This is a genomic window from Deltaproteobacteria bacterium (genome assembly GCA_021737785.1).
In the GTDB taxonomy this organism is placed as follows: domain Bacteria; phylum Desulfobacterota; class DSM-4660; order Desulfatiglandales; family Desulfatiglandaceae; genus AUK324.
Genome location: JAIPDI010000026.1, coordinates 14590 through 41345 on the forward strand (window position 1 = coordinate 14590; position 26756 = coordinate 41345).

The 26756-nt window shown below is 56.9% G+C and carries 24 protein-coding genes; 9 read left to right on the plus strand and 15 right to left on the minus strand.

Annotation, left to right across the window (positions count from 1 at the left end):
• Positions 1 to 23: 23 nt before the first annotated feature.
• The 9 genes from K9N21_13725 to K9N21_13765 form a co-directional block, all read right to left on the minus strand.
• Positions 24 to 1439: a metallophosphoesterase gene (locus K9N21_13725; GenBank protein MCF8144970.1), complete on the minus strand. Its 1416-nt coding sequence runs from the start codon at positions 1437 to 1439 to the stop codon at positions 24 to 26.
• Between the two features lie 96 nt (positions 1440 to 1535).
• Positions 1536 to 1976: a V-type ATP synthase subunit K gene (locus K9N21_13730; protein MCF8144971.1), complete on the minus strand. Its 441-nt coding sequence runs from the start codon at positions 1974 to 1976 to the stop codon at positions 1536 to 1538.
• Between the two features lie 23 nt (positions 1977 to 1999).
• Positions 2000 to 3910 (minus strand): hypothetical protein, encoded by a 1911-nt coding sequence (locus K9N21_13735; protein ID MCF8144972.1) that lies wholly within the window; start codon positions 3908 to 3910, stop codon positions 2000 to 2002.
• Positions 3907 to 4551 carry a V-type ATP synthase subunit D gene (locus K9N21_13740; GenBank protein ID MCF8144973.1) on the minus strand — a complete coding sequence of 215 codons (645 nt, stop codon included), beginning with the start codon at positions 4549 to 4551 and terminating at the stop codon, positions 3907 to 3909. The genes K9N21_13735 and K9N21_13740 overlap by 4 nt, the downstream gene beginning before the upstream one ends.
• A gap of 120 nt (positions 4552 to 4671) precedes the next feature.
• On the minus strand, positions 4672 to 5967 hold the full coding sequence (locus tag K9N21_13745; protein ID MCF8144974.1) for a V-type ATP synthase subunit B: 1296 nt from the start codon (positions 5965 to 5967) through the stop codon (positions 4672 to 4674).
• 39 nt (positions 5968 to 6006) lie between these two features.
• Positions 6007 to 7944: a V-type ATP synthase subunit A gene (locus K9N21_13750; GenBank protein MCF8144975.1), complete on the minus strand. Its 1938-nt coding sequence runs from the start codon at positions 7942 to 7944 to the stop codon at positions 6007 to 6009.
• Positions 7945 to 7973: 29 nt separating this feature from the next.
• Complete coding sequence (locus K9N21_13755; protein ID MCF8144976.1) at positions 7974 to 8693, minus strand: DUF2764 domain-containing protein; 720 nt, start codon at positions 8691 to 8693, stop codon at positions 7974 to 7976.
• Between the two features lie 10 nt (positions 8694 to 8703).
• Positions 8704 to 9333, minus strand: a complete 630-nt coding sequence (locus K9N21_13760) for a hypothetical protein (protein ID MCF8144977.1) — start codon at positions 9331 to 9333, stop codon at positions 8704 to 8706.
• Positions 9334 to 9712: 379 nt separating this feature from the next.
• Positions 9713 to 10756 carry an SGNH/GDSL hydrolase family protein gene (locus K9N21_13765; protein ID MCF8144978.1) on the minus strand — a complete coding sequence of 348 codons (1044 nt, stop codon included), beginning with the start codon at positions 10754 to 10756 and terminating at the stop codon, positions 9713 to 9715.
• 766 nt (positions 10757 to 11522) lie between these two features.
• On the opposite strand from K9N21_13765, the gene K9N21_13770 reads away from it, so the two are divergent.
• The gene (locus K9N21_13770; GenBank protein ID MCF8144979.1) at positions 11523 to 13760 is read left to right on the plus strand and encodes a molybdopterin-dependent oxidoreductase; all 2238 of its coding nucleotides are present in this window, start codon (positions 11523 to 11525) and stop codon (positions 13758 to 13760) included.
• Between the two features lie 8 nt (positions 13761 to 13768).
• Complete coding sequence (locus K9N21_13775; GenBank protein MCF8144980.1) at positions 13769 to 14788, plus strand: DUF72 domain-containing protein; 1020 nt, start codon at positions 13769 to 13771, stop codon at positions 14786 to 14788.
• On the opposite strand, the gene K9N21_13780 is transcribed toward K9N21_13775, so the two are convergent.
• Both K9N21_13780 and rlmN read right to left on the minus strand, forming a co-directional pair.
• Positions 14785 to 15249 (minus strand): PaaI family thioesterase, encoded by a 465-nt coding sequence (locus K9N21_13780; protein MCF8144981.1) that lies wholly within the window; start codon positions 15247 to 15249, stop codon positions 14785 to 14787. The genes K9N21_13775 and K9N21_13780 overlap by 4 nt on opposite strands.
• A 199-nt stretch (positions 15250 to 15448) precedes the next feature.
• Positions 15449 to 16546 carry a 23S rRNA (adenine(2503)-C(2))-methyltransferase RlmN gene (gene rlmN / locus K9N21_13785; GenBank protein ID MCF8144982.1) on the minus strand — a complete coding sequence of 366 codons (1098 nt, stop codon included), beginning with the start codon at positions 16544 to 16546 and terminating at the stop codon, positions 15449 to 15451.
• Between the two features lie 283 nt (positions 16547 to 16829).
• On the opposite strand from rlmN, the gene K9N21_13790 reads away from it, so the two are divergent.
• The gene (locus tag K9N21_13790) at positions 16830 to 17318 is read left to right on the plus strand and encodes a response regulator (protein ID MCF8144983.1); all 489 of its coding nucleotides are present in this window, start codon (positions 16830 to 16832) and stop codon (positions 17316 to 17318) included.
• A gap of 91 nt (positions 17319 to 17409) precedes the next feature.
• Here K9N21_13790 and K9N21_13795 read toward each other — a convergent pair whose 3' ends face one another.
• Both K9N21_13795 and xth read right to left on the minus strand, forming a co-directional pair.
• Positions 17410 to 18078: a thymidylate synthase gene (locus K9N21_13795; GenBank protein MCF8144984.1), complete on the minus strand. Its 669-nt coding sequence runs from the start codon at positions 18076 to 18078 to the stop codon at positions 17410 to 17412.
• 15 nt (positions 18079 to 18093) lie between these two features.
• Positions 18094 to 18861 carry an exodeoxyribonuclease III gene (xth, locus tag K9N21_13800; protein MCF8144985.1) on the minus strand — a complete coding sequence of 256 codons (768 nt, stop codon included), beginning with the start codon at positions 18859 to 18861 and terminating at the stop codon, positions 18094 to 18096.
• Between the two features lie 689 nt (positions 18862 to 19550).
• Between xth and K9N21_13805 the strand changes: the two genes are divergently transcribed.
• From K9N21_13805 to K9N21_13830, 6 genes are all read left to right on the plus strand, one after another.
• On the plus strand, positions 19551 to 20012 hold the full coding sequence (locus K9N21_13805) for an NAD(P)H-dependent oxidoreductase (protein MCF8144986.1): 462 nt from the start codon (positions 19551 to 19553) through the stop codon (positions 20010 to 20012).
• Positions 20013 to 20623: 611 nt separating this feature from the next.
• Positions 20624 to 21769 carry an acyl-CoA dehydrogenase family protein gene (locus tag K9N21_13810; GenBank protein MCF8144987.1) on the plus strand — a complete coding sequence of 382 codons (1146 nt, stop codon included), beginning with the start codon at positions 20624 to 20626 and terminating at the stop codon, positions 21767 to 21769.
• A 129-nt stretch (positions 21770 to 21898) separates the two neighbouring features.
• A complete protein-coding gene (locus K9N21_13815; GenBank protein MCF8144988.1) occupies positions 21899 to 22924 on the plus strand; it encodes a TRAP transporter substrate-binding protein in 1026 nt (341 codons plus the stop codon).
• Between the two features lie 82 nt (positions 22925 to 23006).
• Positions 23007 to 23672, plus strand: coding sequence for a flavin reductase family protein (locus K9N21_13820; protein ID MCF8144989.1), 666 nt, complete (start codon positions 23007 to 23009; stop codon positions 23670 to 23672).
• A 30-nt stretch (positions 23673 to 23702) separates the two neighbouring features.
• Positions 23703 to 24230, plus strand: a complete 528-nt coding sequence (locus K9N21_13825) for a TRAP transporter small permease (GenBank protein ID MCF8144990.1) — start codon at positions 23703 to 23705, stop codon at positions 24228 to 24230.
• Entirely contained in the window at positions 24227 to 25528 is a 1302-nt protein-coding gene (locus K9N21_13830; protein MCF8144991.1) for a TRAP transporter large permease, read from the plus strand. The genes K9N21_13825 and K9N21_13830 overlap by 4 nt, the downstream gene beginning before the upstream one ends.
• A 360-nt stretch (positions 25529 to 25888) precedes the next feature.
• Here K9N21_13830 and yhbY read toward each other — a convergent pair whose 3' ends face one another.
• Positions 25889 to 26206, minus strand: a complete 318-nt coding sequence (gene yhbY / locus K9N21_13835) for a ribosome assembly RNA-binding protein YhbY (GenBank protein ID MCF8144992.1) — start codon at positions 26204 to 26206, stop codon at positions 25889 to 25891.
• Positions 26207 to 26327: 121 nt separating this feature from the next.
• Positions 26328 to 26672: a CGGC domain-containing protein gene (locus K9N21_13840; GenBank protein MCF8144993.1), complete on the minus strand. Its 345-nt coding sequence runs from the start codon at positions 26670 to 26672 to the stop codon at positions 26328 to 26330.
• Between the last annotated feature and the right edge of the window lie 84 nt (positions 26673 to 26756).

Here is a 26756-nt window from a genome sequence, read left to right on the forward strand (position 1 = left end):
TCCGCCTGAGGGGCAGTCATGATCTATGGATATCCGTTTACGCATCCCATATAGGCGTCCTTGGACATGTTTCCGATGGCGCACCAGTATGCCGGCCAGTTGATATCGGTGATGGGATTTCCCGCATCATGGCCTGAATAGTAGAACCGGCGGTAATTCATCCTCCGGGCCTCACTGACGGCCAGTTCCGGCACCAGTCGAATGAGGGCCGGGTTCAGCGGGCCGCCGAGACCGTATGCAGAGGAGAAGGCATAGTAGGTCTGAAAGGTCCCGTCCGGGATTTCAAGGGGATAGACGACCGATTGATAATCCTGAAGCGCCCAGTCTGCGGTGGAGAGGGTGAAGGCCTTGAACCCGGGGCTGTTTCCGAACTGGGGGCTCACGGCCGGAGAGATCAGGATGGGTTCCGACGCGTCGCCGTCCCCATAAAACATGATTCGGTATTCGTCCATGTGCGTGTGCCCGGCGAAACAGGCCTCGATCATCTCTTCATAAGGCCGGATGATCTCCAGGAAACGCTCCTGATACTCGGTTTTCCACAACATGCGCGCATCAGAGATGCGGCCGGTGTCATCCATATAGCCGGATACGGTGGCGAATACATCCGCCCCGGGCGGCACATGCATGAGGATCCAGACCCTTTTCCCCTGGGCCCCGGCATGGGACAGGGTCTGCTCCAGCCAGTCCAGTTGTCTCATGGGCGCGTCCGCGGCCCCGTCCGAAGACCAGTGCACCGAAAAGAGCACGGTGCTGAGGCATATAAAGAGGACATGCGATCGGGAAGGCTGGGCCGTGTAGTACCCGCCCGCGGCGTAGGTCCTGTGAAAGGTTTCCGGATCCGCCCCGCCCAGAAGCAGTGTGGAATAGAACAGATCCGAGGTGTCGGCGAGAAACTCTCCTCCGGGGGTCAGACGGTAATCCCCGGCATAGGCGTCATTATTGCCCAGCACAAACACTACCGGTGTTCCGGAGAGGTGCTCGCGGACCTGACCGGCAAAAAATGCGCAGGTCTTGTGGGCAAAGGACCTCACCGCGGCTTCGTCCTCCTCACCGTATAGCCGGAAAAAGGTCTCCCGGAACTTGTGTGACAGGATATCGCCCGGAAAGAGAACCAGCGGAGACGATACAGACGCCTTCCGAACCGCCTGCAACATTCGCTCGAAAAGGGGATAATTGGTCTCTTTGCCCCACGACTGGGGCTCGGTGATGCTGGAGCCTTTGAAAATTCCGGCCCAGAGATCCGGAGAGGCATCCACCAGATCCCGGAAGATCTCCGGATCGTAGAAAGGCGTGAAGTGGACGTCCGAGAAAACCACAATGGGTGCAGCGGCCTCGGGGGCGGCGGAATCATCGGCGCATCCGGCACACCAAAAGGCGATGATGCACAGGCACAAGATTAATAGGCGGCCTGATCGGGACCGCTGGAACAGATCGTTCATCTTTATGCTCCTTTCAGGAACCGGATATGCCTTCCGCCGCGGATGGCCGGGATTCCGGACCCACACCTCATCCCGGCAAACAGGTGAAAAAGGTCTCTACGGCAGCACCAGGAGGAGGAATACAAAGCCGAACAGCCCCACCGTCTCCACGATTCCCATGGCGATAATCATAAAGACCAGCCCCTTTCCCTCCCCCTCGGAAAGGGCGCGGCAGGCCCCTGCCCCGATCAGGCCCTGCATCCATGCGCTGAGCAGCTCGGCCAGGCCGCCGGCCAGGCCGATGCCGAAAAGGGTGCCCGCATGCCCGACGGTGGCGGGATCGTCTCCGATCACCAGGGGGGAGATCCCCACCAGCATCAGGATAAACCCGTAGATGGTTTGAGAAAGCGGCATGCCGATGAGAATGATATAGGAGAAGTTGAGCGGTTTTCCGGCCTGTGCCTCTTTGGCCCATGCCCCGGTGGCCGCCCTTGCCGCGGCCCCGATCCCCAGGACGCTCCCGGTGGCGGCGCCGGCCAGGACCAGGCCGATGGACATCTGCGCTGCAAATTCAAAAATGGTCATGATCTTTTGTCTCCAGCGAAATCGGGTTTTCGCAGGGCAAAGGGGCGATAGGCATATCCGCTCCACTCTACCCCGGCATTATTGGAAAACTCCAGCATGTTCAACCGGACCCCATGGGCAAAGATGGCGATCCCCGCGAGCCCCATGTTGAGCCCGTGGCCGAAAACAAGGACCGGCCCGGCCGCAAACCACGTGGCCCCGTCTGCGATGCGGGCCCCCAGGAGGTTAAATGCCATGGCAATATAATAGCTGGCCATGCCCACCGCAAACAGCCGGAGATAGCTCATGGTGTCACTGAAGGTGCTCACCAGGGGGAGGAGGGAGGATGCCAATCCGAAAGAGGCCCTTCTCCCCACCCCCTTTACCGGTCTTCCAAACCACACGGGCAACAGGAGCGCACCCAGGAGCACCCACCATACCCCGGAAGGCAGTTGATCGGCACCGATAAAAAGGAGATACCAGATCAGTACCAGCATATCCCCCAGCACCACGATCCAGCCCAGTTCCGCCAGGGCCCGCTGGTCCGGGAACAGGGCCAGGAGCCTGCGGACATGGGCCGAAATGAGATGGAGGCATCCCACCACCAGGGATGCCTTGAGAATCAGGAACCGGTGTGCTTCCGGATCCGGCCGCCACAGGAGAGCGGCCCACCCCATGATCTGCGCAATGCGGGCATACCCCCCCGTGCCCGAGGAGAGGGCCGGGTAATCCACCGGGGCCCCGGCCCGGGAGGATTCTGTAAACCCGCCGGCCCTGGCCAGGGTTTCCGGGGTGATTCCGAAATAGTTGGCCGTCAGCACCCCCCATGCCAGTGTGGCCAGGCCGAAGGCCGCCAGGAGCCGGACAGTCTCTTTGCTGGACCGCCGGGAGATCTGTCTGGAAAAGAGGAGCGTTGTCAGGGTGATGCAGACCCCGTATCCGGCATCGCCGATGAGCATGGCGGCAAACAGGGGGAGGGCCGCCATGAAAAAGGGCGAAAGGTCCATTTCGCGGTACCCCGGAAGCGTCCCCAACAGATCGAACAGGGCCTTGACAGGCCTTGCCCAGAGGGGGTAGCGGATCAGGCTGGGCGGATGCTCCCCTTGCCGGGCGTCGCGTATTTCTACCGCCGCAGGGATCTGAACCTCCCGGAGCCCCGAGGCAAGGCCCTCGGCCCGATGGCTGGGAATCCATCCCTGAACCGCAAAGAGGTCTCCCAAAACCAGACCGCTTTGCCGCGCGATCTGGTATTCCAGATCCGCTGCCAATGCCGCTTGCGCCCTTTCAAGGGCGGTCATCTGACCCGCGAGGCGGGCCAGCCTTCGGGAATCCGCCTTGATCTCCGCATCCACCTGCGCGGCCATGGCCAGGACAGACGGCCGGTCCTGCTGCGGAATCCGCATCAATTCGGCCTCTTCGGGCAGGGCGGCCGTCCCCTTCCGCCGGACCACGGCCACCAGCCGCCGACCGCCTTGCAGATCCCCGACGACCTCCACGCATTCGGCCTCTATGTCGGGTATCCGGGACTCGGGTACGGCAAAGAAGTGAACGATGATCCCCATATCCTTGAGCTGCAAAAGCTCCTGGCGCCGGACATTCCCCCACAGCGCCAATTCCCTGGCCTGTTGGTACAGGGCCTTGAGCCGGGACTCTTTTTCACGCAATCCGGCCTCCAACCGGATGACCCCCCGGGCCGTGTCCACAGGCCGCTGATCCGTTCCGGGGCCTTTTTGCGGGGGGATGGCGGACAGGATCTGTACGGCGCGGTTCAGGTCGGCCATTTCCTGAAGCGTCGCCGGTTCGGGAACGGCATTGTGAGGATCCACCGGTTCCACATGGAGAAGTCCCAGGCGGCCCAGGTGATCCAGCAACTGCTCCTGATCCCCCTTCCGGGCCACGATATGGGCGCGGGACATGGAGACGATCATGGGCGTCCCTCCTCCGACCGTCTTTGCACCTCCCGCGCGTTCAGCTTGGCCTTTGCGATCTTGGCCCGGGCCACCGCCGCGGTCATGGCATCCCCCAGGGCGATACGGATCCGCCGAATGTTCTCCTCTGTCTGCGGAATAATCATCTTTTCAAACAGGTTCACCCGCTGCATCACCTTCCTGAGTTCGGCCTCGATCAATTCCTTCTGCTGTTCCACCACCTTCAGCCGGGACACCCGCCGGCCCTTCTCCCGCAGATCCTCCAAAGCCCTGTCCACCCAGGGGGGGGTTCCGAAGAGGCTGTATACGGCCTCGGGGAACGAGACAGACTCAAAGGCCGGCACACGCACCCCGGCCATGTTTTTCATCCCGGTGATGACGTGTTCGGGTTTAGCCATCTTCTCTATATTGACCCCTCCCCTGTCCCGAAACACCCCCTGATGCCCGCTGATCCTTGCTTCCACGGACGAAAGGGCGTCAAGGGCCTCCTCCTGTGCACGCAAAACCAGGCCCAGGGCCAGTTGAAGCTGCTGCTGTTTCAGCTGCAGCGTGGGCAGATAGAGTTCAAAGCGCCTCAGGGCATTTCGCTCTTCCTTGAGCGCGGCCCAGGTGAACTTGATCTTTTTTCTGGGCTTGGGCATTCGGTCTTCCCCTCAGCCAGGATACCGGTTTCTTAAAGGAAGTGAAACGATCCCCGGGGGATTGCTGAAGGTCCGGAACTCAAGGCGTAAAGCTGAGACCCATTGAATCATTTCCCCTCCTCATCCCCCCGGCCAGTGCTGTTTAACAATGGTATTCCGAATCCCGGTCTCTTCCGCGGTAAAACATTGCGCAAGGATCTCCCAGCACTGGTCCAGGGCATCGAACAGAGAAAGATTCACATGGAGATTCATCATTTTACGTTCAAACAGATTCCCGTAGTCGAGGAGTTTCCTGTCCCATGCAGACATCTCAAATCCCATCTCCTGCTTTTCGCGGCTGTCGTCGCACTGGGCATACAGCTGGATACAGGCGTCCATGATGGCCCGATGATCGTCCCGGGTGGCGCCGTTCACCAGCTGCTTGAGCCGGGAGAGGGACCCGAACGGCTCGATCCGCCCGTTGCGCAGATAGAGCTGGCCTTCCGTGATATATCCGGTATTGTCCGGGACCGGGTGGGTCACATCGTCGCCGGGCATGGTCACGCAGGCCAGAACGGTCATGGACCCTGCCCCGTCAAAATCAACGGCCTTTTCGTATCTCCGGGCCATCTGCGTATACAGATCGCCCGGATATCCCCGATTGGACGGGACCTGTTCCATGGTAATGGCGATTTCCTTGAGGGCGTCTGCAAAGGCGGTCATATCCGTGAGAAGCACTAGGGCCCGCTTCCCCTCCAGCGCATACTGCTCTGCCACAGCCAGGCAGAGGTCCGGGACCAGGAGACACTCCACCACTGGATCCGCGGCCGTATGAATAAACATGATGGTCCGCTCCAGCACCCCCCCCTGCTCAAAGGTGCTGCGAAAGGTCAGATAATCATCATAGCGGAGCCCCATGCCGCCCAACAGGATCACATCCGCGTCCGCCTGGAGGCCCACCCGGGAGAGGAGGTCGTTGTAGGGTTCGCCGGCAACGGAAAATATGGGGAGTTTCTGCGATTCCACCAGGGTGTTGAAGACGTCGATCATCGGAATGCCCGTATGGATCATCCGGTCCGGCTGTCTCCGTTTCACCGGATTCACCGCCGGGGACCCGATATCGATCACTCCTTCCCGGATTTCCGGCCGGTTGTCCCGAGGTCTGCCGGACCCGTCGAACGCACGGCCCAGGAGGGATGAAGAAAATGAGACCTGCATGGGCCGCCCCAGAAACCGGACCCGGTCCCCGGTGGAAACCCCTTCCGTGCCCCCGAAGATCTGAAAGCTCACCTCATCCGCTTCCAGACGGATCACCTGGGCCAGGGACGGCCCAAAGGAGGTGTAAATAACCGCCAGTTCGTCATACCCCACGTCCCGGGCCCGGACCGTGGCCACGCTTCCGGCGATACGGGTAATTTCATCATAGTATTTTCGCATGGCGTACTTCCAACCTGAATGCCGTATTTCTTTTCATGTCTATGATCCGGACTCCTCCTCTTCCCAATCCGGGTATTCTCCTGTCAGCGTCTTCCTGCTCCGCGGCCTTCCATCTCCCCTCACCGACTTGACGCACTTGTGCAGCCCGCTGCGGTGATCCTCCTCTTCCTCCCCAGGCCCCCCTCCTCCCTCTATTTCACGCCCGGTATGTTCGAAGCGCCCTCCTTCCCGCTTCTCATCGGCCGCCCCCCCCATGGTGCGGATAAACCCGTCGATCTCTTCCAGCAGCCGCTTGAACTCCGAGTCCTGCCCCCGGCTTTCCGGGGCCTGGTCAGGAAGGAGGACGCCGGGGTCCCATGCCAGGTAATTCCAGTTCCGAAACAGGCTGGTGATCCGAACCATCACTTCCCGGGCCTGGTCCTTATGCTTGAATTCAAAATGGAGATGCAGGATTTCCAGGGCCTTGTCAAACACGAACTGCTGCCGCTCCCTGGGGGTGGCCCCGTCCACCGGGTCAAAGGCGTTCTGCTGGAGGTAGGCGGCGTCAAAAAAATCGGCCTTGAGCATGAGGGTGAAATCGTCCATCGGGGTCCCTTCTTCCCCCACCACGGCGATCATCTGGCGCACCTCTTCGCTGCGCCGCAAAAGGGACCGGACCCAGGCCGTCTTTTCCGGATCGATGATCCCCCGGTATTTGCTCCAACTGTCCGTCGGATCGATGGCCGGATACCGGCGGGCGTCGCTCCGTTCACGGCTGAGCCCGTGAAAGGCCCCCACCACCTTGAGGGTGGCCTGGGTGACCGGTTCGTCAAAATTTCCCCCGGCCGGACTCACCGTGCCGCCGATGGTCACCGAGGCCTCCTTTCCGTTGCGCAGCCGGATCATCCCGGCCCGCTCATAGAATCCGGCGATGCGGCTCTCCAGATAGGCGGGAAAGGCCTCCTCTCCGGGGATCTCCTCCAGCCGCCCGGAGATCTCCCGCATGGCCTGGGCCCATCGGCTGGTGGAATCGGCCAGAAACAGGACGTGCAACCCGGCCTGGCGATAATATTCCGCCAGGGTGATGCCGGTATAGACGGAGGCGTCCCGGGCAGCCACCGGCATGGCCGATGTATTGCACACGATGATGGTCCTTTCCATGAGGCTCCTGCCGGTGCGGGGATCTTCCAGTTTGGGGAATTCCCGGATGGTCTCCACTATCTCGCCGGCACGTTCCCCGCAGGCCGTAATGATGACGATATCCACCTCTGCATTGCGGGAGGTGACCTGCTGAAGCACGGTCTTCCCTGCGCCGAAGGGTCCGGGAATGCAGTAGGTCCCCCCGCGGGCAATGGGAAACATGGAATCGATAATGCGGATGCGGGTGACCAGCGGGTCGCTGGGCATCATCCGTTTTCCGGCCACGCAGAGGGGCCGCTTGACAGGCCAGGACTGCTGCATGGAAACGGTCCGCTCATGTCCTTCAGGGTCCCCGAGCACGGCGACGGTATCGTCGATGGTATGGGTCCCCGCCTTTGTGACCTCCTCCACCGTAAACTCGCCGGTCCAGCCAAAGGGGACCATGATCGGATGATCGAAAATCCCTTCAGGCACGCTCCCCAGGGCATCCCCTGCCAGGACAATCTCTCCGGGGCGAACCCGGGGCGTCCATTCCCACTCACGTTCCGTGTCCAGGGCCGGCATATCGCTCCCCGGGGTCAGATAATACCCGTTCTTTTCCGCCAGCCGGGGCAGGGGCTTCTGAAGACCGTCGTAGATCTGGCCCAAGAGACCCGGTCCCAGGGTTGCCGAGAGCATCTCCGGTCTGAACTCCACCCGGTCTCCGATGCGCAGGCCCCGGGTCTCTTCAAAGACCTGCAGGTCCGCCCGGTTTCCACGGATGCGGATGATCTCACACAAAAGAGACACACCATCCCGGCGGTGGCATACGCCTACGGAATTCTTTGTGACCTCGCCTTCGGTCTCTGCAATGACCATATTACCGAATACAGCTATGATTCTGCCCCTCACGACACTCCCTTTTCCCCATGTTCGTCCCGGAGTATCCGGCGCCAACGAAGCAGCGACAGGAGCTTGGCCCCGTATGCGAGCACCTCGTCATCCCCGAAATCGTACCAGGGCGTCTGTTCCTCAAGCCATTGCCAGCGAACCCGCTCCAGGGCCTCGAGACCTGCCAGGGGGTCGGGCGCCCGTTTCCATGCCTCCAGTTCCCGGTGAAAAACCGCGCCGGGATTTCCCAGCTCCTCCGCCACCAGATAGGGCCGTGCATCCAGGCCCAGCGTGGCTGCACGCTCCCGGGCAAGGGCGTTTCTCAGGCCCACCTCATAGGCCACCCAGTCGCCCAGAAAGCGGCTCCCCAGGCGGTCGGCCATATTGGCGGCATAATGAAAATAGCGGCCCCACAGGATGTCCACGGAAAGGACCTCCCGGGAGACCTTTTCATCCTGCGGCCCCCTGGCGATCAGGAATTCCGGCAGGGGGCGGGCCCCGGAGGCCTGGGCCGCGGAAAGGACACTCAGGTCCACCTCATCTAGGTTTATCTCACCGCTCAGGACCGCTTCCCGCTCAAGGAGATCATCCCCCAGCAGCAGCACTTCCACGGCAGATCCGGGCCCCCCGGAATCCCGCACCATGGTGAGAAATTCCGATTTCCCAAGGGGGGGAGCGCTTCCAAACTGCATAAGCGACGGAAGGGCGGTGAGGAGATAGTAGTGTTTTCGCCCCATGGTCCGGATCTCACGCGGTCTCGCCTGTTAACGCCTCGCTGATGATCCCCTGCAGATTTGGATTCACCATCTCCAGCAGGGCCTCTGTCACCGACTCGGGGCTTACCTCAATGGTGGCGCCATCGACCCGGTAATCAAAGCCGGCCCTGGAGAGGACCGCCTTCACCCGGGTGTTATCCGGTTGATGAAGCTGGTGAGAGAGATCCTTCAGGACGTCCCGGACCCAGTCATCCGTCATATCCCTGGAGACCTGCACCTCCACCTGTCTCTCCCGGCCCGCATCCCCATGGGCATAGGCCGTGACCACGTCCCTGATGATCTTCCTCAGATAGGAACCGTCTTCAAACCCTTCTTTGACCCTCTGCGCGATTACCGCGGACATGGCGCGGCCGAGGGATTCCCGAAGACGGAGCACGGTATCCCTCACGGCCATCTTCAGCTCAGACCGGGCACGGGAGTGTTGTTGCGCTGCCTCCTCCCGGGCCTGTTGAACTATTTTTTCCGCCTCCTCACGGGCGCAGGCGAGGATCTCTTCGGCCCTTTCCTCGGCCTCTTTCCTCACCCTTTCAGCGGCCGCTTTGGCCGCATCGATCCCCTCTGATTGAAGCTTTTTCACAAAGGATTCAAGGTCTTCAGCCATAATCTGATTCCTCGTTGCCTGAAAAAGGGATTCACGATGTATGGGAAATTATACCGACAAATCTGCACAATTTGCAAATTCCGATCATCAATTTAAATAATGTCTTCTATTCTTAACCCTACAACGAATGTTACCGAGATCACCCTATTTTGCATCCTGTCATGCCGGACTTGATCCCCGCAAGTACGGGATCTTCGACCGGCATCCAGGACTCCTTATATAAGCACCGAACCAAAAATAAGCCATCTTGCATCTCCCTCTGGCTGGATTCCGGCCTTCGCCGGAATGACGGAGTGGCAAGTTGCGTTGTAGGGTTAAAAAATACCATGAACCGGATTATATTGCAAAAAGGGGACTCCGGTAAGAGATACGCGATATTTTATTTGGTTACATACCCGCGGAGATGATTTGAAATGATATCAGCAGCGAACTGATTTCCGGCAATATTCCAATGGGTATCCCGCGGCTTATACAACCGGTTCTCTTCGGCCTCTTTGACAAAATGCGGATATAAATCCACATAATCGACCCCCATCTCTTTCAATCCGGCAGTCAGTATGTTGTTTGGAAGTTGTATATTCCACCTGCTTTGATTTACTGAAAGCCGGTTGCGGACCTCCCTCTGGAGGACGTCGTTGATCTGGACTTCGTCCGGAATCAGCACCACAACCAGGTCAATCCCGTTTTTTCGGCACACATCCCGGAGTTGCCTCAAGCAGTCCAGCGCCTCGTCAAAAGGGGGGGTATCCGCGTCCGCGGTCATATAGATGCGGCTTCGATCTGATTCAATCTGCAGATAAAGTTCTGGAGCAAAGGTGGGACAGGTATCACAATACACATTTTTGCCGTGAATTATCCGGCCTTCGTATTTCGGCCGGATTTTCACCATATAATGAATCAAGGACGCCACGTAAGAGTAGGAATACCATTTCCGGTCTCTGTGACTTTCGAGGATATCGTTGCCGATAAAAAACGACAACAGCACCATATCCGGCCGGAGCTGAAGGCCTTCCCGTATCAGCAAGGAAAAGTAGTCTTTCGGCCCGATACTCGGAATCCCCATATTGAATACCTCGGCCCTCAGGCCTTCTTCCCTGAGTTGGGACTCGAGAAGGGTCAGATAATTGTATGCATATGGGACGACGCCATACGCAAACGAGTCTCCGATGCCCAAAATACGATAGGCATCATCATCTTTTTGACCAAATTCCGTGTCCTTGAATCCTTGAGAGTTGAGCTTGAAATCCCAGTCATAGGAGAAGGGTCTCCCCCGAAACCGGTTATAGGAATCATCAAAAAAAATGAACAGGGGGTTAAAATAATGATAGGTACGTACGGTAATCTCACCCAACAGGAAGGAGATGCCCAGGATGAGGAGTCCCTGGAGCACCAGACGTGCAATCTTGGTTACATGTGACCTCATATTCATCATCATTTTGCTTGCCGAAGACCGTATCACCGGGCATATTAGTGGCTTATTCCCTGGTCTTCTGTCATGAAAAACAAGAAAATATGGCCACCCTTCCACTGCACGCTTAGTGCTCTGGATCATAAATACGGTGACGTATTTCTCAATTGGATCGTATGTTGATACTCGCTTCTCTGGATTCCTGCCTCCGCAGGAATGACGGGCAATAATCACTTCTTGTCATCCCGGCGAAAGCCGGGATCCAAGGTGGCGAAGTGCGTCATCGTATTTATGACAACATGTACTTAGCATTCTGTCATTCCGGCACGATTCCAGCCGGAATCCAGAAGTACGGGGGACCGGATTCCGGCCAGGGACATGCCGGAATCACGGGACAGCACACAGCCGTTTTGGTTGCGGCTATCCGCTTTCGAGTTCATCAGGCGACGGCGCACTGCCGGGAGTCGATGACGCAGTGAGGGAACACACATCATGGCCCTTTATCCGGGAAAAGACGCCGCACCCGGGGCCGGACTGTTTTGATGGCCAAATTAGCGTATTTCAACCCCTTTCACAACTATTGATTTTTTGGGATTTTTGGGAAATAAAGATTGATGCATTCGTAAAAAGTCGTCACCCCGTTGAAAAACGGGGTCCAGAGGTTTTGTAACTGATTGACGAAAATGACATTTCCTGACTTTTTACGAGACCATCAAGATTGAACCGGGCAGAGAAGCGGGTACCCCGCGTCCCATAACAGGGTGTCAGAGAGGAGGCGGATATGGTGGAATGGAAAAAGACATTTTGTGCGCTTTGCTATCACAATTGCGGCCTTGAAGTCCTCACAGAAGGCAACCGGATTGTGAAGGTGAGGCCCGATAAGGCCCATCCGAGGACAAAGGGGTATATCTGCCGAAAAGGGATGCGGATCGCGCATTATCAGGCCCATAAGGAGCGCCTGACCCATCCCCTGAAGCGGGACGGGGATGGATTTCGGAAGATCGGCTGGGACCAGGCCATCGCCGAAATCGCCGAAAGACTGGACACCATTGTCAGGACCCATGGTCCGCGGTCATTGGCGTATATGGGCGGCGGGGGTCAGGGGAGCCATATGGAGACCGCTTTCGGACGGACCCTCCTCACGTCATTGGGTTCCCAATATCACTACTCACCCCTGGCCCAGGAATTAACCGGGCTTTTCTGGATCAACGGGAGGGCCTACGGAAGGCAGCACCTCCATCTGGTCCCTGATCTGGACCGGGCCAGGAATTTTCTGGTGATCGGCTGGAACGGATATGTCAGCAATGCCGGCGTCAACCGGGCCAGAAACCGGATCACCGCGTTTGCAAAAGATCCGCAAAAACAGCTTATTGTGGTGGACCCCTTGAGGAGCGAGACGGCCCAACGGGCGGACCAACACATCCAGATCCGGATCGGCACGGCCGCCCTCTTCCTGAAGTCCATGATCGCCATCATCCTTCAGGAGGGATGGGAAGACAGGACCTACATCGAAGACAATACCGTTGGATTCGACAGGATCTCATCGTGGTTCAAGGGGTGGGATGTGGCTGCCGCGCTCGAGGTCTGCGGCGTCACCGGCCACGCGGTCAGGGAGGTTGCCCGGATCTACGCCGCGGAGCCCACCGCCATGAGGACCGATCTGGGGCTCCTCATGGACAGGCAGAGCACCTTGAACTCGTATCTCGAGATGCTCCTCATGGCGGTCTGCGGCCGTATCGGCACGCCCGGAGGCAACGTGTTTGCGGGACACCTGATGCCGATGGGGCCTCATTCCGATGAACGGGACCCGGGGACGTGGCGCACCATGGAAACCGGGATCCCCGCCATCATGGGATATTTTCCCCCCAATGTGGTGCCGGAGGAAATCATGTCCCGGAATAAGGACCGTCTCAGGGCCATGATCATCAGCGGGTCCAATCCCTTAAGGTCCTACGCCGACACCTCGGCCTACAACGAGGCGTTCAAGGCCCTCGATTTGCTGGTCACCATCGAGATCGCCCTGACAGAGACCGCGGCCATGAGTCACTATGTGCTTCCGGCCGCATCGGCCTTTGAAAAATGGGATGCCGCCTTTTTCAGCCTCACCTTTCCCGAGGTCTACTTCCAGCTCCGGCATCCCTCCTGCGAGGCACTGGGGGACCCTCTGGAGGAGGGGGAGATCTACCTGCGGCTGGCCAAAAAGCTGGGACTCATGCCGGACATCCCCCCGTCTCTGTATGAGGCTGCGCAGGGAGACAGAAAGGCCTTTGCCCTGGAACTCCTCAAGTTCACAGGGGGGGACAGGAAGGCCGCACGGATGCTCCCGCTTGTGGTGGCCGACACCCTGGGGCCGTCTCTTCATTCCGCCCACCTGGCAGCGGTCTGGGGTCTGATGCTCATGTACCCCCCGCACGCGGTGGAGCCGTTGACCCGGGCCGGATATGAGGTAGCGCCGTTTCTGGGGGACGATCTGTTTCAGGGTCTCCTGGATCACCCCGAAGGGATCCTGATCGGAAAATTGGACCCGGATCAAAACCTCGAGGAACTGAAGACCCCGGACAAGCGTATCCACCTCTACATCGAGGAACTGGCCGGCTGGATGGAGGAGATCGCTCCGGAACCGGAGAGGGCCGCCCTCAAAAACGACGCTTTCCCGATGGTGCTGGTGGCAGGGCGGCATTTCCCCTATACCGCCAACAGCATCATGCGGGACCCTGCATGGAATGACCATGAGCCGGTCTGCACCCTTCTCATGAACCCGAAAGACGCAGGGGCCCTCAATATTCGGGACGGGGAAGCGGCATGGATCGTGACCGAGGCCTCCAGGGCCAGCCTGCCTGTGGAGATCTCGGACATTCCGGCCCCGGGTACGGTCATGATCCCCCATGGATTCGGTCTTGAATACGACGGCAGGGTCTATGGGGTCAATGTCAATCAATTGACCCGCAATCACCACAGGGACCGGATCGCGGCCACGCCGCTGCACAGATATGTTCCCTGCAGGGTAGAACCGGCCTGAACGGATGAATGGACAGGGAAACCTCCGATATGGCCGGGATTGACGCGTTTCAGTTTCGGGACCTCCATCCCCTTTTGTTTTTGGGGACCGCCAGCGACCGGTATGCCGGCTGGCTGGGTCAGATCTATACCCGGGAACGGTATGCCGGGGGGATCACCCGGCGGACCAAGAAAGTGGGGGGGAAGACCTTTGTGGAAGAGGTCCTTCCCGTGGCCTCTGTCCGGGAATATTTTGAACACTTCAGGGCACTCGAACTGGATTTCACCTTTTATATGCCCCTGCGGGAAACGAACGGGGACCCCACCCGGGTCTTTCACCTCCTTGAAACCTATTGCCGGCACCTTCAGGACGGGGATCGGCTGGTCCTGAAGGCGCCCCAGGTCATTTTTGCGAAACACCTGTACCGGGGATCCGGCCGTGTTGAGAACGAATCCTATCTGAATCCCCATGTGTTTATCCGGCAGTTCTATGAACCGGCCGTAGCCCTTTTGAATCCCTGGCTCCATGCCATTGTCTTTGAGCAGGAATACCAGCGGAAGGACAGCCGGACCCCTCCCGGAGAAACGGCCGCCGCCCTGGAAACCTTTTTCAAGGCCATTCCAGAGGACGACCGGTACCACGTGGAGCTTCGCACCGAGGCCCTGCTGACCGGTCCTGTCTTTGAGGTCCTGAAAACATACGGGGTAGGGCAGGTCCTGTCCCACTGGACCTGGCTCCCGCCGCTCTCCAGACAGTTTTCCATGGGAGGGAAGCGGTTTTTTAATCAAAAAAGTGCAATGATCCGCCTGATGACCCCGAGGGAGTTGCGATACGAGGACGCCTATGCCCGGGCCCATCCCTTTAATGCGCTGATCAAGGGGATGCAGACCCCCGGAATGGTGGAGGACACCCAACGGATGATCACCACGGCCATGGATGCAGGAACCCCCATCACGGTTATCGTCAACAACCGGGCCGCCGGAAACGCCCCCCTCCTGGCCCGCCAGATTGCCCACTGTCTGCAGGGGGCATCCCCCGAAGCCGGCTAATCCAAAAACTTGGGCGGAAAACCGGACTGTCCCTGCAATTGCAGGGACTCCAGGACCATCATGGTGGCCGTTCCATGGGCCAGGAGCCGTTTCTTCTCATCCAAGATGGCCGCTTCGGCCAGGCAGATGGTCTTTCCGGTTTTAATCACTTTTCCCCTTGCCGTGAATATGCCGCCTGCTGCAGGGGCAAGGTAATTCAACTTCATCTCCACGGTGGTCAGTGCAAGAGGGTCTTCGATCTCCGTATAGCTGGCCCAGAAACCCGCGGCATCGATCATGGAGGAGTAGACCCCTCCGTGGACGATCCCGTAGGGCTGGAGATGCTTCTCTTGTACGTCTATCTTCAGCAGAGACGTGCCGGGGCCGAGGGTGATTATCTCCATGGAGAGGAGGCTGAAATAGGGACAGGCGTTGACGCGGCCGGCAACGGCCGCGATATGGTCGGGATTCAGTTTTCTCATCAGGTCCTCGTGTTCTCGTTACTCGTTACTGGATGCTGGATACTGGATGATAGCTGATAGCGGATAGCTGATGGCTCATGTTTGCTGGTCACAGGTTGCACGTTTCCGGTTGCTTTCAAGTTTGCCCTTTCACCTTTTGGCGCATTGCTTATTGCCGTTCCTCAACTTTAGGCACTTTAGGCACTTTAGCTCACTTCAGTCACTTGGGATCACTTGACGCCGCATATGTCCCGGTCAGCTGGCCGCATGCGGCCAGGATGTCCCTCCCCTTGCTTTTTCGGATCATGGCCGTGAAATGGCGGCCGGCCAGGATCTCCTGGAACCGAAGGATCCGCTCCATCGGCGGCGGGGACATGTCGGCGCCCGATGAGGCGTTCAGCGGGATGAGATTGATCTTGGCCCGGAGCCCCGAAAGAAGTCCTGTCAGCCTCAGGGCATCCTCGTCCCGATCGTTGACGCCGTGGATCAGGATGTACTCAAAGGTGATCATCCGCCGATTGGGAAGGGGAAACTCCCTGCACGCCTGAATAAGACGGCCGATAGGGTATTTCCGGTTGACGGGCATCAGCCGGCTCCGGGTCGCATCGTCGGCCGCATTCAGGGAGACCGCCAGGTTGACCGTCGTATCCTGTCCCAGCCGCATGATCCCCGGGACCAGACCGCAGGTGGAGAGGGTTATCTTCTTGTGAGACAGATTCATCCCATCCGCGGCCACCATGTTTCCGATTGCCCTGATCACGGCATCATAATTGGCAAGGGGCTCTCCCATCCCCATGAGCACGATATTGGTCAACCGCTCCCGCAAGACCAGCGACCGTTTGATCAGGATAATCTGTTCAATGATCTCCGATGGCGCCAGGTCTCTCTTGAACCCCTGCTTCCCTGTGAGACAGAAACGGCACCCCATGGCACAGCCTGCCTGGGAAGAGATGCAGAGGGTAAGGTGGTCCCGCTCGGGGATAAGGACCGATTCGATCAGGTGGCCGTCCCGGAGCCTGAAGAGATATTTCCGGGTCCCGTCCTCAGAGATTAAGGTCTTCACCTCTTCGAGCGGCGCAATGAGGGCCTTTTCCATGACAAGGGCCCGGACGGGTTTCGGGAGGTTCTGCATCTCATCGCAGGATACGGCAAGCCGGTTCAGGAGCCAGTGCCGGATCTGCCTCCCCCGGTAGGGCGCAAGACCGTGTTCAACGGCCCATTGTTCTGTTTCAAGGGCGTTCAGCCCCTTCAGATCTGTTTTCAAGGTGTCCCCTGGAGGCTCTGCTGTCCTTAACCACAGAGCGGCCTTATTCGGCATGGATATTTCCAACGTCATTTTGGCGAAATCCGGAATCCGGTCTTGTTGCGGGATTCGCGTCACTCCGGACCCCCGGCCTCCGCCGGGGTGACGTCAAGGACACATCGAAGTGTTCTTGAACTAATGACATTGTTTCTCAACTCCCAACTCGTCACTCCGCATTCAGTGATCCGAGTGTATCCCGGAACCTGTTTTTTGTACAGAGGGATGAAAAATTAGATGAGGTTTATGGAAAAATGAGTTATAAAGTCTGGCAGGTTAACCCTTTGCAGGAGGAGAGACGATGACCAAGAAGGACTTGATCAAGGGAAAACGGATCCTGATCGTGGATGATGAACCGGATGTCCTGGAAACCCTGGAGGATCTGCTGTCCACGGCCAAGATCACCACGGCCGGCACCTTTGAAGATGCAAAAAAGCTCATGGAGACGCAGCATTTCGACATCGCCGTCCTGGATATCATGGGGGTGAATGGATATGAGCTTCTGAAAATCGCCAACGAGAAACAAATTACGGCCATCATGCTGACGGCCCACGCCTTTACCCCTGAAGACACCATGAAGTCGCACCAGAAGGGAGCGGCCCTATATGTGCCCAAGGACAGGATGATCGACATCGTCACCTATCTGGATGATGTCCTGGAAGCGGAAGAGAAGGGAAAGACCACCTGGTGGCGCTGGATCGACCGGTTCGCGGACCTTTATGACCAGAAGTTTGAAAAAGACTGGAGATATAAAGACAAGGACTTCTGGAAGGGATTTCCCTACGCATGATGCGTTCCCCCGCAGGACGTGGGAACGCGGTGTATGAGCGTGGGGGAGAGAAGTTGGATGCGGGGATGAGGACTCCCCTCTATTCCAATTTCTACCTTTCCATCTGCTGACGCCGCATCGTCCTCAGCTGGGCCAGTTCCCAGACATAATCGTACAGGTGAAGCCCCTTGCTGGCCGCGATGATCTCCCCGTCTTCCACGCCGATGCTGGCCGCCATATACTCCTTCAAGAGCTGGATGGCCCCCAGATTTGCCGGGAGACCGTTCCAGAGGTCCCACGATCTGAAATATACAATGAAATGGAGTTTTCCCTCCTTGACCCGGGTATCGATCCCCCGGAGGCAGGGCGGATCGGCCAAATAAACGGCCCCTGGATCGCCCACTGTCATGTAGGCCTGGTTGGTTTCAAAACCGTCTTCCTGATACATGCGTATGACCTCGGCAATCTGCGGCTCAAGGTATTGGCCATAGGTATACTCCTCTCCCGGCTGCCTGGCCGATGTCATGAGGTAGGGGAGGTATTCCTCCAGGTATCCCTCGGCCACAGGATTGGGGATGCCGAGGGCCGGAGGGATATCGGGGATGAGCGGCCGCACTCCGGGATACCGGATCTGAATGGTGACATAATCAAATTCAAGCCGCTTCTGGCCCACATAACTGCCCCGGTCGATCACATACTCCCTTCCGGTCTCGAGCAACCGGTAAACGCACTGAAACCAGGCATCCGGCAGGTCCCGCGCATCAATAAATTCCAGTTTCATGCAACTGTCGTCCTTTCAGTCAAATTCCGCCACGAGAAAGGTGTGGTCAGAGGGTTTTTGCATGGCCCTTGCCTCCCTGTCGATCCAGACGGACCGGGATCGTTCGGCCAGAGGGGCCGTAGCCAGGATATAGTCGATCCGCCATCCCATGTTTCGTTTGAAGCCGTTCGGGATCCGATAATCCCAGAAGGTATAGTGATTCCCGCTGGTAATATGTCTGCGAAAGATATCCACCAGGCCCCAGTCAAGAAGACCCTGGAGCATGGCCTGTTCATCCGGATGAAATCCCACCTGCCCCCATAACCCCTCAGGGTCGAAGACATCCATGGCCGAGTAGGCCACATTGAAATCCCCTGCCACCAGGAGCCGGGAAGACGGGGTATAATGAGCGGTAATATGATCCAGGAGATGCTCGAGCCACGCCAGCTTGAACCGGAATTTGTCTGAGCCGGCCACAAATCCCTGGGGCACATATACGTTGATCACCTCAATATCCCCCAGGCCTCCGCTGATGAACCGCGCGTCGTCCATGCCTTGCACAGGGAGTCCGGTCTGCACGTCAGTCAACGGGGATCTGCTCAGAATAGCCACCCCGTTGTAGGATTTCTGCCCACGAAAGACCGCATGGTACCCGGCCCCTTTCACGGCTTCCACCGGAAAATCCCCATCCTGGACCTTGGTCTCCTGGAGAAAGAGGACATCCGGGGCCTCCCGCTCCAGCCAGCCCAGGACGATGGGAAGTCTCGCGCGGATGGAATTGACATTGAATGTGGCGACCTTCATTTATTGCAGGACCTTTGGACGGTGAAGCGCAGGGGAGTTGTTTTCTCGCGGGGGCAATGGTCCGCGACCTCCTGAAACCATGCGCCGTCAGTCATGGGCTGTCCCATCTGCCCTCAATTTACAATTTGTATATCACGCTCAAATTTTCATATCAACGACAAAGGCGCTTTCGGCTTGCACGAACCCGCTTGATTTATGAGGGCCTGCTCCGTATACTCCCCAGATGCGTTCTTGACGCGGGCAGACTTTTTGGCAGGTTGCAGAGAATCAACAGACGAAGAGTCTAAGGCGGCCGGACGCCCGTGGGGGTATCTTTCCAAGAAGCTGCATTAAAATGGTTACATAACGCTCGGCGACACCCCCCGACTTTGAATATCATTTTGAATAGGCAGCAAGAACGACCGTTATTTGAAAGCCTGTTCTCGGGGCTGTAACGCGCCGCAGTTTAAAGCCCTGCTGCCGTCCCCGGGAGCTGTATCCGGTTTTTGCAGCTTCTTGGAAAGAGACCTCCACGGACAAACTTCTTCGCACGTTGCAGAGAAATTCAGGGCCCGTGGACGTGCGCCTGCGGAGAAGGCCCGCATGCCGCGGCCGGAGAAAACATCGCGAAATATCTCCACACTGGGAATCATATTTGGCATCGCCTGTTTCAGAATGCCGTTTTGAACTGACGGCCGGGGAACCGCATCATGTGCAATATCCTGATTATCTATCACTCCCAATCCGGACATACCCGGCAGATGGCCGAGGCCGTGGCCGCCGGGGCCAGCGCCATTGAAGGGGTTACGGTCACCCTCAGGCAGGCGGTCGAGGCCGGCATCGACGATCTCCTCAACTGTGACGGTCTGGCCATCGGTTCGCCCGAGTACTTCGGGTATATGGCCGGGATGATCAAGGATTTTTTTGACCGGACCTATGAAAAGACCCGGGACAGAAAAGAGATCTTCAAGAAGCCCTATGTCGTCTTTGTGAGTGCAGGCAATGACGGGACCGGGGCCGTGAACCATATCGAGCGGATCTGCATCGGGTACCGGTTCAAGAAGGTATACGATCCGGTGGTGGCCAGGGGGGAGATAGACGGAGAGATCCTCATTCAGTGTGACGAGCTGGGAAAGACGATTGCGGCCGGATGTAAGGAGGGGATCTATTAACCAGTGCCTGAACGAAAATCACGCCTTGGCGTGATTCAGGCACAATTGCGAATTGAGGAATTGCGAATTCCGAATTGATGGAATAGAGTTGAAATTAATAAAACCAAGTTTTCGATTCCAACCTTTTTGGATTTCCGGGTTTTCGTTCAGACATTAACTAATGGCGAAAATGGCTGACCCGCGGGACTGCCACAGCCGGCTTACCCTCATTAACCCGCGCCGAGAATGCCGGATTACCGCAGATAAGATGGTGTCATGTTTTTGGCTTGACATTATATGTAATACCATATTACATGATATCAGTTTTATCTAAAAAGAGTTTCGGGAATACCTGCAACCCTTCTTTATCGGGGAAATGCGTTTATGCTTACTGCCTCGTTCACTACAGCCCTGCACCTCGAATATTTCAGAGGCTGGCGCGAGGCACCCCTCTCGAGGGACGTGATTGATCAGCAATCCCTTTTTGCCGACGCATATCCTGGCACGCCATCTTCTTCATTGGAAGGCTGAACCCGCCGGAACTCCCGAGAGATTTCTAAACCCGAGAGTAAGGCTTTTAACCAATTAGTTTCTTTGATATTTTTTTGAAGATCACTCCAGAGGCTGAGATTATGGAACAGGGCATTTACACCCAAGAGCATCAGATATTTCGGGACACATTCAAAAAATTCGTCGCCAGGGAAATCACCCCCAATGTCCCCCAGTGGGAGGCGGATCGGGCCGTCCCCAGATCGCTATGGTCCAAGATGGGGGAACAGGGATTCCTCTGCCCCTGGCTTCCGGAAGAGTATGGCGGCCTGGGTCTCGGGTTTGAATATTCGGTTATCATCAACGAAGAATTGATCCGGGGAGACGGGTTTGGTGTGGGCGTCCCCCTCCACAGCGACGTGGTCACCCCCTATATTTATTCCTATGCCCGGCCTGAGATAAAGGAAAGGTGGCTTCCGGGTTGCGCAACGGGCGAGGTCATCACCGCCGTCGGGTTCACCGAGCCCAACGCCGGGTCTGATCTGGCCGCCATACGAACCAAGGGGGTACGGAAGGGCGATTCATACGCTATCAGCGGCCAGAAGACATTTATTACCAACGGGGCTTTCGCAGATCTGATTGTGGTGGCCGTAAAGACCGATTCCGATGCCGGCTACAGGGGGATCAGCCTGATCCTGGTGGACAAGGATGCCCCCGGCTTTTCGCGTGGACGCAAGCTGGAAAAGATGGGGTATCATATGCAGGATACGTCCGAACTCTTCTTTGATGATTGCCGCGTCCCTGCATCCCATCTCCTGGGCGAGGTAGGCTCAGGGTTTAAATACATGATGGAAAAGCTCCAGCAGGAGAGGCTTGAGGTATGCATCAAATGTCAGGTCAATGCGGAGGAGGCATTAAAGGAGGCCATTGATTATGCCAAGGTCCGTGAGGCCTTTGGCCGGCGCATCGGAGATCATCAGCAGATTGCCTTCAAGCTGGCTGAGATGGCCACTGAAGTGGAACTGGGCCGGACCTTTCTGGATCGTCTCATCGAAGACCATATCCGCGGAAAAAATATTGTTCAGAGGGTTTCCATGGCCAAATACTGGCTTGGGGAGATGGTTAACCGTATTGCCTATCAGGCGGTTCAGATACATGGGGGGTACGGCTACATGGAAGAATACCGTATCTGTCGCATATACCGGGACGTCAGGGCCTTATCCATTTTTGCCGGGACCAGCGAAATCATGAAGCTGATCATCAGCCGCAATCTGGGCCTGAAAGCCTGATCCGCGGGTGCAAAAAGTATCCGGGCAGAATATTCAATTGAAAGGGGGTGAATCCATAAGGCGGTTGGTTTAAGGGTTGAAGATATAACAACGAGTTGTTCCTTTACAGGCTTTTGAAAGGAGAATACTATGCAAGCGAGAAGATGGGTCGTCCTTTTTTGTTTAGCGTCGGCGTTGTGCCTCTTTTTTGCCCCTCTTGGGAATGCAGCCTCAGACAAACCGATCGAGATCAGCTACGCAAATTTTTTCCCACCCACCCACACCCAGTCCCAGTTGCCTGAAAGCTGGTGCAAAGAGGTGGAAAAACGCACCAACGGCAAGGTAAAGATCACCTATTATCCCGGTGGAACCCTCTTGACCGCCCCCAAAATCTTCAATGGCATCGTTGACGGGATCGCTGATATGGGGACTTCCGTATTGGGATACAGTCGCGGCATGTTCCCCGCCATGGAGGCAATCGATCTTCCCAACGGATATCCCAACGGCGTGGTCGCCACCCGGGTGATCAACGATTTCTACAATGAGTTCAAGCCGAAACCTTTTAAAAGAGTAAAGGTGATGTATTTTCACGCCCACGGGCCGGGCATCCTGCACAGCAAAAAGCCGGTGCGGACGCTCGAAGAGATCAAGGGGATGAAAGTGCGGTCTTACGGATTTAACGCCAAGATGACATCCGCCCTGGGCGCTGTGCCCGTGGCCCTGCCCCAATCCGGTGTTTACGAGGCCCTCCAGAAGGGCGTCGCCGACGCAACATTCGGACCCTCAGAGGTGCTGAAGGGATGGAAGCAGGGAGAGGTGGTCAAGGCCACCACGCTCTGTTACAGCGTTGGATACACTGCAGGGTTTTTTGTGGTCATGAACCTTGAAAAGTGGAACTCGCTTCCAAAAGACGTCCAGAAGGTGATTGAAGAAGTAAACAAGGAATGGGTGGTCAAATACGGACCTGCCTGGGATAAGAGCGATGAAGCGGGTCTGGAATTTGCCAAGAGCCTGGGCAATGAAATTATCCCCCTCTCCGATGAAGAGAGCGCCAAATGGGCCGAGGCGGTGAGGCCTGTTCTGGATGATTATGTCAAGGATGCCGATAAAAAGGGGTTGCCGGGAAAGAAATACGTGGATTTCATACACGACCGGATTCAAGCATATAGTAAATAATAAGGGGTGTAACAGATGAATCGCCCGTCGATCCGGCGGGCGATTCATCCTCACCATATGAAGCCAGGGAGAGAAAGCGATCATGTTCTATGAACCCCGGATGAATAATCATGGACTGCCCCACGATCCCTTTAAATCATGCGTGACCCCCCGGCCCATCGGCTGGATTTCCACCATCAGCGTGGATGGCATATCCAACCTCGCCCCCTACAGCCAGTTCCAGAACCTCACCTTTGATCCTCCCTATGTCATGTTTGCAGCCAACCAGAACACTGCCGGCCGCCGGAAGGATTCGGTGGTCAACGCCGAACAGACCAGGGAATTCGTATACAATATGGCCACCTTCGATCTCCGGGAGGCCGTGAATATCTCCGCCCAGGAGGTTCCCCCGGACGTGGATGAATTTGAGATGGCAGGTGTGAGCAAGACACCCTCCAGGCTCGTGAAACCGTATCGGGTGGCTGAATCGCCCGTTCAGTTCGAATGCCGATATCACCAGACGCTGCGGCTTCCGGGCAACGGTAAGATGGGGACGACGGATGTGGTCATCGGGGAGGTATTGGGCATCCACATCAGGGACGAATTCATCCTCCCCGATGGAAAGCTGGACATTCTCAAAATAAAACCCCTTGCCCGTCTCGGATATTATGACTACACAATTGTTGAATCCATTTTTGAAATGGTCATCCCGGGGATCAACGAAGATCTGCGCGCCGGCATGGAGGGCGCATCAAAAAAAGTCCGATAGCAAAGAGATAATCCAAGAGGAAAGATCCAGATGAGTTCTATTGAAAGACCGGTCAAAACACTGGTCAGATACATGTATTATGTTGCGGGCGCAGCACTTGTCCTGATGATGGTGATCACCTGCGTGGATATTGTCTTGAGGCTGTCCGTAACCCTCTATGCAAGGTACGGATGGGAGGTCCTTTCTCCATTTCAGCCGTTACCCGGAACCTATGAATTGGTATGCTTTCTCGGCTCAACAGCCGCTGCCTTTGCCATGGCCCACACCCTGGTGGAATCCGGCCATGTGGCTGTCAGCGTGTTGGTCCGGCTCTTTTCTGAAAAGACACAGGCCGTTTTCCAGATCGTCACCAGTTCAATGGCATTCATATTCTTCGGCCTGCTTTCCTGGCAGTCTGTTGTGTATGCACAGAAACTGAAGAAGTGGGGCGAGGTCTCCATGACCCTGGAACTTCCCTACTATCCCTTTGTATACGGAATGGCCCTGTCGGCAGCTGCGGTGTGTCTGGTTCTCCTCGTGACGGTGATCAGTGAAGGCGGGAAGGTAGGTGGCAAATGAGCGTAACGGCGATCGGCATCATCGGAATCCTTGTCCTTATTGTCTTTCTCTTTACCAACATGCCCGTCGGGTTCGTGATGGGGATCATCGGTTTTCTTGGATTCAGCTATATTAAGGGGGTGGGGCCGGGGTTGAGCATTATGGCCAAGGATTTCTTTGAAATCTTTTCCTCTTACGGATTAACCGTTGTCCCCTTATTTGTGTTCATGGGTCAGCTTTCCTTTTACTCCGGCATCAGCCGGCGTCTTTATGACTCGGCCTATGTGCTGTTTGGGAGTCGAAAAGGCGGCCTTGCCATGGCCACGGTAGGCGCCTGTGCAGGATTTTCAGCGATTTCCGGATCCACCAATGCCACGGCCGCCACCATGGCCACGGTCACTCTCCCGGAGATGAAACGATACGGGTATGACATGGGGCTGGCCACCGGCACGGTCGCCGCTGCAGGGAGCCTGGGAATACTGATTCCCCCCAGCGTCATCTTCATTGTCTACGGGATATTGACAGAGCAATCCATCGGGAAGCTCTTTGCCGCCGGAATTCTTCCCGGGATACTCCTTTCCTTCTTATTCCTCCTGGTTATCTATCTGCGAGTGCTTCATAACCCGGCCCTGGCCCCCCCCGGCCCCAAGACCAGTTTCAGAGAAAAGATAAGATCCTTTGCAGGTGTTGTGGAAACCTTCATCATCTTCGGCATGGTCATGGGCGGCATCTTCTTCGGCATCTTCACCCCTACAGAGGCGGCAGCCGCGGGCGCGTTCCTGACCCTCGTATTGGCCCTTGTCAGAAAGCAGCTTTCATGGCAGGGGTTTCTCAAGTCGATCGCAGATACCACCCGGATAAGCTGTATGGTGATGGTGATTGTGGCCGGCGCCACGATTTTCGGTCATTTTATGGCCGTCACCCGCGTGCCCTTTGACATTTCCAATTGGGTAAGCAGTCTTCCCCTGCCCGGCTTTGCCATCATGATGGTGGTCATCGTCATCTATCTCATCGGCGGGTTTTTCATGGACGCCTTTGCCCTGATCATGTTGACCATCCCCATCTTCTTCCCGGTGTCTCAGGCCCTTGGGTACGATCCCATCTGGTTCGGCGTGGTCATCGTTCTGATCACCGAGATGGGCGTTATAACGCCGCCCGTGGGAATCAATGTCTATGTGGTTCACGGGGTGGCGAAAGATGTGCCCCTGGACGTGATATTCAAGGGGGTGCTTCCCATGCTTCTGGCATTACTCGTCTGCAATGCGTTGCTCATCATCTTCCCCCAGATCGCCCTCTATTTGCCGGGCCTGATGCGGTAGAAAATGGCTAAAGCGGATAACCGCAACCAAAACGGCTGGTGCTGTCCCGTCATTCCGGCATGCCCTTAGCCGGAATCCAGTCCGCCGTATTTCTGGATTCCGGCTAGAATCGTGCCGGAATGACGGAGGCTAAGCGTGCAGTGGAAGGATGGCCATATTTTCTTGTTTTTTGTGACAGAAAATTGGGCGATAAGGTGCTAAACGGCTAAGGACAGGCCTTCTAAAAAACAGAGAAAGGGGGTTCAGGTCCGGAGAATGAAACAAAGGCGGGGGCCGGATGAGGATATGCATATCAAGGCCGACGCATGGCGGCAATGCTTTCCTTTATATGCCGTCACATGGGAGCAGACACAGAATCCTTTATTCACTTCGTTGCGGCAGCACGATCTTCCGGTTTTCCGGGTCCTCCTGCGGACGGTAGAAGACCACCGTGTGTCCGATCATGCCGACGTTCTCCGCGCCTGTCTCTTTTTCGATTCCAAGGGAGATTTCTGTCTTTTGATCCTTTTCCTTGAAATCGTTGAACTTTACCTTAATGAGTTCGTGTCTTTCCAAGGCGTTTTGGGCCGACGACAGGACTTCAGGCGTCAGGCCTTTCTGGCCGATAAAAACCACCGGTTTCAGGCCGTGCGCCATCCCCCGCAGGTATTTCCGCTGAAACCCCTCTAATTTTTTCATATCCCGTCCTCTGCTCAACCTTGAACCTTCCTGTCCATCGACCTGCTGCTGAACCCGGAAGGACGTCCCCGACCGAAAACCCCGGTCCGGAAGATCCGGAGCTCCCGGTCAGTCGCTGAAATCAGTGATAGTCGTGGGTCCCTAAAACCACATCGATGCCCGTAGCGTTCTTCAGCATCCGGGCGAATTCCTCTGCTGTGCCGTAGGGACACCCGGGCTTGGCATTGGCGAGGCATGAACTGAGGTAAATCGCATCGGGCTTGATCTCGGAGAGCTTCATGGCCATGCCCAGATTGGAAACGAGGGTCCTTCCCGGGCATTCGCATTTGACAAATGCCGTCACCATGGACGGTTCGTCGAACTTCCCCTCCCCGAGGCCGGCCGCCTTCAGACATCGCCACTCCCCGGGGCACCCATATCCGCTGTCCATGTAAGCGCCGCAACCGACAACCGCTACCTTTTTCACTGGCTTTTCCTCCTCTTTTCTGGTGGTATGGTTTTAATCCTTCCCGGCCCACATATCACACTCTCACGTAAGATGTCACCCAAT

What these genes read in the sequence shown, in the direction of transcription:
- K9N21_13740 (MCF8144973.1), bottom strand. Translation starts at nt 4,551, where the DNA reads ATGCCCAAGCCCAGAAAAAAGATCAAGTTCACCTGGGCCGCGCTCAAG.
- K9N21_13725 (MCF8144970.1), bottom strand. Translation starts at nt 1,439, where the DNA reads ATGAACGATCTGTTCCAGCGGTCCCGATCAGGCCGCCTATTAATCTTG.
- K9N21_13795 (MCF8144984.1), bottom strand. Translation starts at nt 18,078, where the DNA reads ATGAAACTGGAATTTATTGATGCGCGGGACCTGCCGGATGCCTGGTTT.
- K9N21_13780 (MCF8144981.1), bottom strand. Translation starts at nt 15,249, where the DNA reads ATGAGAAAACTGAATCCCGACCATATCGCGGCCGTTGCCGGCCGCGTC.
- K9N21_13810 (MCF8144987.1), top strand. Translation starts at nt 20,624, where the DNA reads ATGGAACAGGGCATTTACACCCAAGAGCATCAGATATTTCGGGACACA.
- K9N21_13735 (MCF8144972.1), bottom strand. Translation starts at nt 3,910, where the DNA reads ATGATCGTCTCCATGTCCCGCGCCCATATCGTGGCCCGGAAGGGGGAT.
- K9N21_13790 (MCF8144983.1), top strand. Translation starts at nt 16,830, where the DNA reads ATGACCAAGAAGGACTTGATCAAGGGAAAACGGATCCTGATCGTGGAT.
- yhbY (MCF8144992.1), bottom strand. Translation starts at nt 26,206, where the DNA reads ATGAAAAAATTAGAGGGGTTTCAGCGGAAATACCTGCGGGGGATGGCG.
- rlmN (MCF8144982.1), bottom strand. Translation starts at nt 16,546, where the DNA reads ATGCCGAATAAGGCCGCTCTGTGGTTAAGGACAGCAGAGCCTCCAGGG.
- K9N21_13750 (MCF8144975.1), bottom strand. Translation starts at nt 7,944, where the DNA reads ATGGTCATTGCAGAGACCGAAGGCGAGGTCACAAAGAATTCCGTAGGC.
- K9N21_13815 (MCF8144988.1), top strand. Translation starts at nt 21,899, where the DNA reads ATGCAAGCGAGAAGATGGGTCGTCCTTTTTTGTTTAGCGTCGGCGTTG.
- K9N21_13745 (MCF8144974.1), bottom strand. Translation starts at nt 5,967, where the DNA reads ATGCGAAAATACTATGATGAAATTACCCGTATCGCCGGAAGCGTGGCC.
- K9N21_13805 (MCF8144986.1), top strand. Translation starts at nt 19,551, where the DNA reads ATGTGCAATATCCTGATTATCTATCACTCCCAATCCGGACATACCCGG.
- xth (MCF8144985.1), bottom strand. Translation starts at nt 18,861, where the DNA reads ATGAAGGTCGCCACATTCAATGTCAATTCCATCCGCGCGAGACTTCCC.
- K9N21_13730 (MCF8144971.1), bottom strand. Translation starts at nt 1,976, where the DNA reads ATGTCCATCGGCCTGGTCCTGGCCGGCGCCGCCACCGGGAGCGTCCTG.
- K9N21_13830 (MCF8144991.1), top strand. Translation starts at nt 24,227, where the DNA reads ATGAGCGTAACGGCGATCGGCATCATCGGAATCCTTGTCCTTATTGTC.
- K9N21_13765 (MCF8144978.1), bottom strand. Translation starts at nt 10,756, where the DNA reads ATGAGGTCACATGTAACCAAGATTGCACGTCTGGTGCTCCAGGGACTC.
- K9N21_13775 (MCF8144980.1), top strand. Translation starts at nt 13,769, where the DNA reads ATGGACAGGGAAACCTCCGATATGGCCGGGATTGACGCGTTTCAGTTT.
- K9N21_13770 (MCF8144979.1), top strand. Translation starts at nt 11,523, where the DNA reads ATGGTGGAATGGAAAAAGACATTTTGTGCGCTTTGCTATCACAATTGC.
- K9N21_13755 (MCF8144976.1), bottom strand. Translation starts at nt 8,693, where the DNA reads ATGGGGCGAAAACACTACTATCTCCTCACCGCCCTTCCGTCGCTTATG.
- K9N21_13825 (MCF8144990.1), top strand. Translation starts at nt 23,703, where the DNA reads ATGAGTTCTATTGAAAGACCGGTCAAAACACTGGTCAGATACATGTAT.
- K9N21_13820 (MCF8144989.1), top strand. Translation starts at nt 23,007, where the DNA reads ATGTTCTATGAACCCCGGATGAATAATCATGGACTGCCCCACGATCCC.
- K9N21_13760 (MCF8144977.1), bottom strand. Translation starts at nt 9,333, where the DNA reads ATGGCTGAAGACCTTGAATCCTTTGTGAAAAAGCTTCAATCAGAGGGG.